The sequence below is a fragment of the Faecalibacter rhinopitheci genome, from assembly GCF_015234135.1.
In the GTDB taxonomy this organism is placed as follows: Bacteria; Bacteroidota; Bacteroidia; order Flavobacteriales; family Weeksellaceae; genus Empedobacter; species Empedobacter rhinopitheci.
This window is the reverse complement of the sequence record NZ_JADGIK010000005.1, coordinates 55037-65882: the sequence shown is the minus strand read 5'-3', so window position 1 is coordinate 65882 and position 10846 is coordinate 55037. Positions and strand designations below refer to the sequence as shown.

The 10846-nt window shown below is 32.5% G+C and carries 10 protein-coding genes and 1 other RNA gene; 7 read left to right on the top strand and 4 right to left on the bottom strand.

Annotation, left to right across the window (positions count from 1 at the left end):
• Window positions 1-60 precede the first annotated feature (60 nt).
• Window positions 61-159: signal recognition particle sRNA small type (ffs, locus tag IM532_RS08300), an RNA gene on the bottom strand.
• Between the two features lie 239 nt (window positions 160-398).
• Here ffs and IM532_RS08295 point away from each other — a divergent pair.
• From IM532_RS08295 to IM532_RS08280, 4 genes are read left to right on the top strand one after another with little or no spacing between them, the layout of a single operon-like run.
• Window positions 399-965 (top strand): DUF4199 domain-containing protein, encoded by a 567-nt coding sequence (locus IM532_RS08295; protein WP_194182993.1) that lies wholly within the window; start codon window positions 399-401, stop codon window positions 963-965.
• Between the two features lie 3 nt (window positions 966-968).
• Window positions 969-1931, top strand: a complete 963-nt coding sequence (locus IM532_RS08290; protein WP_194182992.1) for a glycosyltransferase family 2 protein — start codon at window positions 969-971, stop codon at window positions 1929-1931.
• A gap of 17 nt (window positions 1932-1948) precedes the next feature.
• A complete protein-coding gene (locus IM532_RS08285) occupies window positions 1949-2653 on the top strand; it encodes a GIN domain-containing protein (RefSeq protein WP_194182991.1) in 705 nt (234 codons plus the stop codon).
• Window positions 2654-2660: 7 nt separating this feature from the next.
• Entirely contained in the window at window positions 2661-4376 is a 1716-nt protein-coding gene (locus tag IM532_RS08280; RefSeq protein ID WP_194182990.1) for a phospho-sugar mutase, read from the top strand.
• 132 nt (window positions 4377-4508) lie between these two features.
• On the opposite strand, the gene IM532_RS08275 is transcribed toward IM532_RS08280, so the two are convergent.
• The 3 genes from IM532_RS08275 to IM532_RS08265 all read right to left on the bottom strand — a co-directional run bounded on the left by IM532_RS08275 (window position 4509) and on the right by IM532_RS08265 (window position 7504).
• Window positions 4509-5606: an inorganic phosphate transporter gene (locus IM532_RS08275; RefSeq protein ID WP_194182989.1), complete on the bottom strand. Its 1098-nt coding sequence runs from the start codon at window positions 5604-5606 to the stop codon at window positions 4509-4511.
• A gap of 105 nt (window positions 5607-5711) precedes the next feature.
• Window positions 5712-6824, bottom strand: a complete 1113-nt coding sequence (locus IM532_RS08270; RefSeq protein ID WP_228063699.1) for an inorganic phosphate transporter — start codon at window positions 6822-6824, stop codon at window positions 5712-5714.
• A 35-nt stretch (window positions 6825-6859) separates the two neighbouring features.
• Window positions 6860-7504, bottom strand: a complete 645-nt coding sequence (locus IM532_RS08265; RefSeq protein ID WP_194182988.1) for a DUF47 domain-containing protein — start codon at window positions 7502-7504, stop codon at window positions 6860-6862.
• Window positions 7505-7833: 329 nt separating this feature from the next.
• Between IM532_RS08265 and rpsL the strand changes: the two genes are divergently transcribed.
• From rpsL to fusA, 3 genes are read left to right on the top strand one after another with little or no spacing between them, the layout of a single operon-like run.
• Window positions 7834-8217 (top strand): 30S ribosomal protein S12, encoded by a 384-nt coding sequence (gene rpsL, locus IM532_RS08260; protein ID WP_019974211.1) that lies wholly within the window; start codon window positions 7834-7836, stop codon window positions 8215-8217.
• 11 nt (window positions 8218-8228) lie between these two features.
• The gene (rpsG, locus tag IM532_RS08255) at window positions 8229-8705 is read left to right on the top strand and encodes a 30S ribosomal protein S7 (RefSeq protein WP_194182987.1); all 477 of its coding nucleotides are present in this window, start codon (window positions 8229-8231) and stop codon (window positions 8703-8705) included.
• Window positions 8706-8711: 6 nt separating this feature from the next.
• A complete protein-coding gene (gene fusA, locus IM532_RS08250; RefSeq protein ID WP_194182986.1) occupies window positions 8712-10835 on the top strand; it encodes an elongation factor G in 2124 nt (707 codons plus the stop codon).
• Window positions 10836-10846: the final 11 nt, after the last annotated feature.

Here is a 10846-nt window from a genome sequence, read left to right as displayed (position 1 = left end):
TCGCAAAATTAAGAATAATTTGTGGGTAAAAAAAAGAAAGGGGAATATTTAGAGAATAAAAAAAGGCAAGCGACCTACATCACACCGCTACGACCGTATACCTTTGCTACGTTCCCGTCCTGGAGGGTTAAACAGGAGCTGGTTGTGTAGGACTTGCCTGATGCAAAGATAAGAAAAGAATTGAAAAATAAAAGTCAAATTTCAAAAAAAATGCCGATAAATTCTTGTTTAGTTTTAAATAGATTGAAAATGAATACAATAAAATAAAATATTTTTTCAAGAAAATATTATTTTTCTATAATTTCAAAAAATATTAAAAGAAAATTGGACCTAAATTTGAAGTGAAACATAAATTAATTCATACTATATAAATGCAATGATATTTTTATATTTGCAAAATGAATACAATTAATAAAGTTTTAAGAAGCGCTTTTACTTTAGCAGGTATTACGTTAGTATTATTTTTTGGACTATACATCGTTTATTCTACGAATGGGTCAATCACTCAAAAAGATTATTACGTATATACCATGATGATTTGTTGCTTTGGTTTAATTCCTCTATTTGCGGGATTTTGTTTCTTTACTATGCTGAATGTATCTAAGGCTAAAGCTAAAGTAAGTAAATCATATGAAGATTTGATGACCTTTAAAGAAGGTTTTAAGATAGGTTTTTATGTCATGTTTATTGCAGGTTTTATCAGCTTAGCAGTAATATTTATTTTCTTTAATACTACCGGTATATTAGCTCAAGATGCATTACGTAATGGTATTTTAGATACCTTTATGTCTAATATGGATGCGGAGCAAGCTGCAGTTATAGAACAATCAAGAAAAGAACCAGAGATTATGAAAGTAAATTTATTTTCTTTTAAATATTTCTTCGGTTGTTTATCAATGTTTTTATCTTTTTATATGGCTGTATCTGCAATGTTTGCACAGTTTCTAAAAAAACGAGTTTACTAAACTATGGATTTATCAATTGTTGTTCCTTTATTAAATGAACAAGATTCTTTAGAAGAATTATTTACACGTATAAAAACTGTGTGTCACGAGAAAAGTTACTCTTTCGAGGTTATTTTTATTGACGACGGTAGTACTGATGATTCATGGGAAATAATAGAATACTTATCAAAGTTTCATTCTGAAGTAAAAGGGATAAAATTTAGAAAAAATTTCGGGAAATCTCCTGCATTAAGTGCAGCTTTTAAAGAAGTAAAAGGAGATGTTGTAATCACAATGGATGCAGATTTACAAGATTTTCCGGAAGAGATTCCTGCATTATATAATACATTAGTTAATAAGAAAGCGGATATTGTCTCAGGATGGAAACAGAATAGACAAGATAATAAATTAACAAAAAATCTTCCTTCAAAATTATTTAATGCGGTTGCACGTAAAACATCAGGTGTACAATTAAATGATTTTAATTGTGGATTAAAAGCTTATAGAAGGGAGGTAACTCAAAATATTGAATTATACGGCGATATGCACCGTTATATTCCCGTTTTAGCTAAAAATGCTGGGTACCATAAAATTTTAGAAAAACAAGTTAGGCACCAAGCAAGAAAATATGGGGTATCTAAATTCGGTCCAAGCCGTTTTATTAATGGTTTTTTGGATTTAATTACACTATATTTTACTTCAAAGTTTGGTAATCGCCCAATGCATATATTTGGTTTAATAGGAACTATAATGTTTGGATTAGGTTTTGTAGCTACATTTTATTTAGGAATAGATAAGTTATTCAAAATATTTATTTTAGATAAACCAGCTCGATTAATTACAGATAATCCGTATTTTTATATATCATTAACTGCTATGGTAATGGGTACTCAATTATTTTTGGCAGGATTCTTAGGAGAATTAATTGTAAGAAGTAATAGAGACCGTAAAATTTATAGTATTCAAAAAGTTTTAAACTTAGATTAACCACCAAAACCTAAATTATGAAGAATCTTTTAACACTTTCCTTAATCGCTTTATCACTTATCGGATGTTCATCTTCAATAGATGGTGATGGTGTAGCAACTGCCCAAAAGAATTTTACAGTAGATCAAGTTACGGAGCTTGATGTTAATTGTAATTGTAACGTTACATTAATTTCCGGAAATACTGTTGGAGTAAAAGCTGAAAGTCATCAGAATATTTTAGATAATTTAGTCGTAGAAGGTAAGAACGGTAGTTTGAAAATTAATGAATCGTCTACAGTTAATCAGTACACGGCTTATGATGTATTTGTGTATGTGACTAGAGATTTGAAAAAAATCAATTTATCTGGTCAAACATCTTTACAAGTTTCAGGAACTTTAAATGTTGATGATTTAGAAATCCGTACAAATAGTCAATCTGCCATAGATAATTCGTATTTAATTACAAATAATTTAAAATTATCTGCATACGACCAGTCATTAGTTAATTTAAAAGGAACTGCAATTGCATTAGTCTATAAAGGAGAAAATCAATCGAAAGCTGAATTATTTAATTTTGAAACGAATGATGCTCAAATTTACACTTCAGATAATGCAATCTTAAATATCAATTCAAGAAAATCTTTAGCAGGATCAGCAAAAGGAAATTCGATAATTACTTATATAGGTGAACCATCGAAAGACACTAAGATTGCAGATAATGCTCAAGTTATAAAAAAATAACTTTTTAATGAGTACAAGTTTAGAAAGAGCTCAATTATGGCTTTCTGATGCATATGATGCAGAAACTAGAATTGCCGTACAAGCTTTAATCGATACAAATCCTACTGAATTAGACGATTCATTTTATCGTGATTTAGAATTCGGTACAGGGGGTATGCGTGGAATTATGGGAGTAGGAACAAATCGTTTAAACAAATATACCCTAGGTTCAGCTACGCAAGGATTAGCAAATTATTTACATCAAGAATTTCCTTCAAAAGAAAAATCTGTTGCAATCGCATACGATGTTCGACATAATTCGGACAAATTTGCGAAAATGGTTGCTGATGTTTTAACAGCTAATGGAATCAAAGTTTATTTATTTGAATCATTTCGTCCAACACCTGAATTATCATTTACAGTTCGTCATTTAGGTTGTGATGCTGGTATAGTATTAACAGCTTCTCATAATCCACCAATTTACAATGGTTACAAAGTTTATTGGAATGATGGTGCTCAGATCGTTCCTCCACATGACAAGGCAATAATCGCTAATGTAGGGAATGTAAAAGTAGATGAAATCAAATTTGAAGGAAATGATGATTTAATTACTTACATAGGTAAAGAAATTGATGAAGCATTTATCAACGCTTGTGTAGAAAACGGAAGTTTTACGAAAGAAGGTAAAGAGGATATTAAAATTGTTTTTACATCAATTCATGGAACTGCAGTTGCTATTACTCCAACAGCTTTTGAAAAAGCTGGATTCACTCAAGTTCATCAAGTGCCAGAACAAGCAATTCCAAGTGGAGATTTCCCAACAGTAGTTTCTCCAAATCCAGAGGAGCCAGAAGCATTAACTATGGCAGTTGATTTAGCCAATGCTATTGGAGCGGATGTTGTTATTGGGACTGATCCGGATGCAGACAGAGTAGGAGTTGCAACACGAAATAACGATGGAGATATCGTATTATTAAACGGTAACCAAATGAATACCGTACTTGCTTATTACTTATTAGAGAAATGGCAAGAAGCAGGTAAACTTACAGGAAAAGAGTTTATAGGTTCTACCATTGTAACATCTGATATTTTCTATGATATTGCTTCTAAATTTGGCGTTGATTGTAAAGTAGGATTAACAGGATTTAAATGGATTGCAGATATGATTCGTACTTTCGAAGGTAAAGAGAAATTTATTGGAGGTGGTGAGGAGTCTTTCGGATTTATGGTTGGCGATTTCATAAGAGATAAAGATTCTGTGACAACAGCCTTATTAGTGTCGGAAATAGCTGCAGTCGCTAAAGCAAATGGAAGTTCTTTATATAATAAGTTAATCGATATTTATGTTGGAATTGGTAAAGCTTATCAAGAGGATTTAATTTCAATTGTTAAACCGGGTAAAGAAGGAGCAGAGCTAATTGCTAATATGATGGTTGATTTCCGTTTAAATGCCCCTAAAGAATTAGCAGGATCTAAAGTAATTCGTGTTAAAGATTTCCAATCATCGATTGAGAAAAATTTAATTACAGGTGAGGAAAAGATGATTTACATTCCGAAATCGAATGTTTTAATTTTCTATACAGAAGACGGAAGTAAGGTTGCTTGTCGCCCTTCTGGAACTGAACCAAAAATTAAATACTATTTTTCAGTAAGTGCAGATTTACAAACAAAAGAGAATTATATAGAAGTTCAAAAAAACTTGTTAGCTAAGATTGAACAATTAAAAGTTGATTTTAATAAATAATATTAGCTTTACTAATTAGAAATAAAAAAAACTCTCACTTTTATAAGCGAGAGTTTTTTTATGAAATTATGTAAATAAAATGCTACGACTTTTTAAAAGAAATAATATTCATATTACATATAAATTTATTTTTTAGAAAATCAAGTTTAGAAGGAAATAAAATCCTGTAGCGATTAATGCTGAAACAGGTATTGTTAATATCCATGCCCATAATAAACTTATAGTAACTCCCCAGCGAACTGCAGAAACACGTTTTGTCATTCCGACTCCAATAATAGATCCTGTAATAACATGTGTTGTAGAAACGGGCATTTTAATATGTTCTGTGAAAAACAAAGTAATAGCTGAAGCAGTTTGTGCTGTGAAACCTTCAATAGGAGTAATCTTAGTAATTTTATTACCCATAGTTTTAAGAATTTTCATACCACCACCTAATGTTCCAATAGCAATAGCTGTAAAACAAACAATGGGAACCCAATCATGAATATCAGTGCTATCAGTTGTTATAAACCAATCTTTCCAATGAAAAACATCATTTAAAAACCAATTATCCATATCTGTATTAATAATAGCTGTTTGATTTGCTAACAAAGCAAATGTAATAACTCCCATTACCTTTTGTGAATCATTTAAACCATGACCAATACTTAATAGAGCAGAAGAGACAAGTTGAAGCCTTTTAAACCATGTGTCCGCTTTATGAGGTTTAATATTTCTACAAAGATTAATCGTTATGATGTTAATAATATTACCTGCAAATAGTCCAATAAACGGAGCAACAAAAATAAAAGCAATAATTGTTAAAATAATAGATCCATTAATTGATGAAAAATCAAATCCAGTAGCTGCTAAAGCACCGCCTGCTAATCCTCCGATTAAGGTATGTGATGATGAAGAAGGAATACCTAGTTTCCAAGTTAAAATATTCCAAGTAATAGCAGCTGATAAGGCAGCTATGATTACTAAAGATGGATTGGCTCCAAAACTGGTAACTACATCTTCTTTAATAATTTTTGCTATGGTGTCTGCAACTCCAAATTCTCCAATGATAAATTTAGCGATGAAAAACGCGATGAAATTGAAAAATGCAGCCCACAAAACAGCTTGTACAGGTGTTAGTACTTTTGTAGTTACTACTGTTGCAATAGAATTTGCCGCATCATGAAATCCATTTAGGAAATCAAATAAAATTGCTAATCCGATAATTACGAATAAAATTGTTAAGTCCATTAAATATGTACTAGTAATAATAAATTGGGCGTAAAGTTAAATAAAAAAAATGGACTTAATTCATTTAAGTCCATGTATAAATAATGATATAATAAAGATATTTCTCTAAAATAATGTTATAATAAAATAACAAATAGAAGCTATAACAGCAGAAACCGGAATAGTTAATATCCATGCCCAAAGTAAGCTTATGGTTACTCCCCATCTTACTGCAGAGATTCGTTTTGTCATTCCAACTCCAATTATAGATCCTGTGATAGTATGTGTTGTTGAAACAGGAATACCAAAATGTTCTGAAATATACAATGTAATTGCACCTGCAGTCTCAGATGCTACTCCTTCTAAAGGGGTAACTTTTGTGATTTTAGATCCCATAGTTTTAATGATTTTCCAACCACCTGCCATAGTTCCTGCAGCAATTACAATAAAAGAAGTGATAGGAACCCATCCCCAATGACTAACAAAATAACCAAATTTATCCTCAGTTGCTAAATATTCAGGATCTAAATCTACATTCAGATGATAAAAAATTACTGCTGCTCCAATAATACCCATTACTTTTTGGGCATCATTCATACCATGTCCTAATGAAAATAAAGCAGAAGAAACAAGTTGAAGTTTTTTAAACCACCATTCTGCAGCTGCGGGTTTCGCTTTTTTACAAATTTGTAGAATGATTAAAGTAAGTATACTTGCCAAGATCATTCCGATCAATGGAGCTAAAAATATAAATAGGAATATAGGTAAAACTTTTCCATATACAATAACATCCCATATAGATCCTAAGTCAGGATTCATAAATGAATTTGTTAAAGCAGCCCCAATAAATCCACCAATTAGGGTATGAGATGAAGAAGAAGGAATTCCAAATTTCCATGTTATTAAATTCCAAGTGATGGCTGCAATAATTCCGGCTAATATAACTTCTAAAGTGATAAAATTTTCATTAACTGATTTAGCAATTGTATTACCAATCTTAAATTCTCCAATCCAATAAACAGAAATGAAATAAGCAAGAAAGTTGAATCCCGCTGCCCATAATACAGCTTGAAAAGGTGTTAATACTTTTGTTGCAACAATCGTTGCAATAGAATTTGCCGCATCATGAAATCCATTGATGTAGTCAAATACAAAAGCTAGAAAAATAATTACTAATAAAAATATTCCCGCTTTTGAAGATAACATTCCATCAATAATACTAAACAGATCATTAATCATTTCCATTCGTAAAAGATATATTTATAACTAAAGATTTATGAATGCTTAACAGCAACAGATTCTAATATATTAGCAACGCTTTTACATTTATCAGTTGCAGATTCTAATGAAGACAATACTTCTTTATATTTAATAATATTTTTTACGTCAGTTTCATTTTCAAAAATTTCTTGAACAGCTTTATCAAAAATACGATCAGATTTGTTTTCTAACTTATTGATGCGTTCACAAATTTCATAAACACGGTTTAGATCTTTAAAATCTTTTAAATTCTCAATACCCTCTCCAATAAGTTGACATGCTTCTAAATTGACAGCAGTTATTTTTCGAATAGATTTTGTGATTTTTTCTACTTGGTAAATATTAATTCTATTTGCAGCTCCATTTAAGTTGTCTGCAACATAATCAATAGATTTAATTAAAGAGTAAATGTCCTCTCTGTCAAACGGAGTAATAAAATTTCTACCTAGTTCTAAGTTTGTTTTTTGAGTTAAAAACTCAATTTTGCTTTCTAAGCTAGAAATTTGCGCAAAATAATCTTCACGATCTTCAACTGGTGCATTTACACACTCGTGTAATAATTCTGCTAATTGAATCAAGCTTTTAGAAGACTCTTCAAACAAAGGGAAGAATTTTTTGTCCCTTGGTGTAAATAATTTAAAAAATGAATTTACTGACATTATTTAATGTTTTTGTGTTGCAAAAGTAAATGAACTTATGTAAAGTTAATGTAAAATATTTTTTAGGTCTGAAAAATAGTAATTGCGTTGAAGTAAAAATGGATGTGCTAAATAATCTTTTAGATTAATTGTTAAGATATTAATGTAAATCTGATGCTAAATTATTAAATAATATTTCTTTTAAAATTTGTGTGTATAAACTGATAATTTCTCATAAATATAAGAAAATCAAAAAAATAATGCGTTAATAATTTGTCACTCCTGATAATTTTTGTAGTTTTGCAGACCCAAAATTGGGTTTAATTCAAAAAATTAAAAGGTAAATTAGTATGCCAACAATTCAACAATTAGTTAGAAAAGGTAGAAAAAAACTAACCAAGAAGAGTAAATCGGCTGCTTTGGAGTCATGTCCACAACGCCGCGGTGTTTGTACACGTGTATACACTACAACCCCTAAAAAACCTAACTCAGCAATGCGTAAAGTTGCTCGTGTTAGATTAACTAACGGGAAAGAAGTTAACGCGTACATCGGTGGTGAAGGTCATAACCTACAAGAGCACTCGATAGTATTGGTTAGAGGAGGAAGAGTAAAAGACTTACCAGGTGTTCGTTACCACATTGTACGTGGAGCGTTAGACACAGCAGGAGTAAACGGACGTACTCAGCGTAGAAGTAAGTATGGAGCTAAACGTCCTAAAGATGCTAAAAAATAATTTAAGGAGAGATGAGAAAGACAAGAGCTAAAAAAAGACCCTTACTTCCAGATCCTAAATTTAATGATCAGTTAGTGACTCGTTTCGTTAATAACTTAATGTACGATGGTAAAAAATCTGTGGCATTTAAAATCTTCTATGATGCGTTAGAAATCGTTGATTCTCGCAAAGAAGATGCTGAAAAATCTTCATTAGATATTTGGAAAGAAGCATTATCAAATGTAATGCCTCACGTAGAAGTACGTTCTCGCCGTGTAGGTGGAGCTACATTCCAAATTCCAAATGAGATTCGTCCAGATCGTAAAATTGCAACTGCAATGAAGTGGTTAATTTCTTATTCACGTAAGCGTAATGAGAAATCTATGGCACAAAGATTAGCTGGAGAGATTATTGCTGCTGCTAAAGAAGAAGGATCTGCCGTTAAAAAACGTCAAGATACTCACAAAATGGCAGAAGCTAACAAAGCGTTTTCACACTTCAGATTCTAGTAAAAAATGGCAAGAGACTTATTATTTACTAGAAATATTGGTATTGCTGCACATATTGATGCAGGGAAAACTACTACTACAGAGCGTATTTTATTTTACACTGGAAAAAACCATAAAATTGGTGAAACTCACGAAGGTGCGTCAACAATGGACTGGATGGAACAAGAAGCAGAGCGTGGTATTACAATTACTTCAGCTGCTACTACTTGTGATTGGACATTTCCAACTGAGCAAGGGAAACCTTTACCAGGTGCAAACCACTACCACTTCAATATTATTGACACTCCTGGTCACGTTGACTTTACAGTAGAGGTAAACCGTTCTTTACGTGTGTTAGACGGTTTAGTATTCTTATTTTCTGCAGTAGATGGTGTTGAGCCTCAGTCTGAAACAAACTGGCGTTTAGCAGATAACTATAAAGTTCCTCGTTTAGGTTTCGTTAATAAAATGGACCGTCAAGGATCAGACTTTTTAAATGTTTGTCGTCAAGTACGCGAAATGTTAGGATCAAACGCTGTTCCTATCGTTTTACCAATTGGTGATGAAGCTGATTTTAAAGGTGTTGTAGATTTAATTAAGAATCGTGCGATTGTTTGGCATGAAGAGAATAACGGAGCAACTTTTGATGTAGTTGATATTCCAACAGAAATGTTAGATGACGTTAAACAATTCCGTAGCCAATTAATTGAAGAAGTAGCTGCTTACGACGAGAACTTATTAGAGAAATATATGGAGGATGAAAACTCTATCTCTGAGGATGAAGTTCACGCTGCATTACGTGCTGCTACTTTAGATATGTCTATCATTCCAATGACTTGTGGATCTTCGTTTAAAAACAAAGGTGTACAGTTTATGTTAGACGCTGTATGTCGTTACTTACCATCTCCGATGGATAAAGAAGCGATTCCAGGTACAGATCCTAAAACAGATGAGCCTATCTTCAGAAAACCATCTGTAGAAGAGCCGTTTGCTGCATTAGCATTTAAAATTGCTACTGACCCATTCGTAGGTCGTTTAGCATTCTTCCGTGCTTATTCAGGACGCTTAGATGCAGGTTCTTATGTTTTAAACACTCGTTCTGGTAATAAAGAGCGTATCTCTCGTATCTTCCAAATGCACGCGCAAAAACAAGAGCCAATTCCATTTATTGAAGCTGGTGATATTGGAGCTGCTGTAGGATTTAAAGATATCAAAACAGGTGATACTTTATGTGATGAAAAAGCACCTATCGTATTAGAGTCTATGGACTTCCCAGATCCAGTAATTGGTATCGCGGTTGAGCCTAAAACTAAAGCTGACGTTGATAAATTAGGTATGGCTTTAGCTAAATTAGCTGAAGAAGATCCAACTTTTACTGTTCGTACTGATGAAGCATCTGGGCAAACTATTATCTCAGGAATGGGAGAGTTACACTTAGATATCATCGTTGACCGTTTAAGACGTGAGTTCAAAGTTGAAGTTAACCAAGGTGAGCCTCAAGTAGAATACAAAGAAGCTTTCTCTAGATTAGCTGAACACCGTGAAGTTTACAAAAAACAATCTGGTGGACGTGGTAAATTTGCTGATATCGTTTTCACAATGGGACCAGCAGAAGAAGGAAAAGCTGGATTAGAATTTGAATCTGTAATTAAAGGTGGTAACATTCCTAAAGAATATATCCCTTCTATCGAAAAAGGATTTAAAGCTGCCATGAAAAATGGACCTTTAGCTGGATTCGAAATGGATTCATTAAAAGTTACTGTTAAAGACGGATCTTTCCACCCTGTGGATTCTGATGCTCTATCTTTCGAATTAGCTGCTCAAATGGGGTATAAAGCTGCTGCTAAAGCTGCTGGTGCTCAAATTTTAGAGCCAATTATGAAGTTAGAAGTATTAACTCCAGAAGAGAACATGGGAGATGTTGTAGGAGATTTAAACAGAAGACGTGGACAAGTTTCAGGAATGGATGATAGAAATAACGCTAAAGTTATTAAAGCTATGGTTCCATTAGCAGAAATGTTCGGTTACGTAACATCATTACGTACATTATCTTCAGGTCGTGCTACATCAACTATGGAATTCGATCATTATGCTCCTGCACCAACAAATGTGTCAGAAGCTGTAATCGCTAAAGCAAAAGGTAACGCTTAATTAAATTAAGA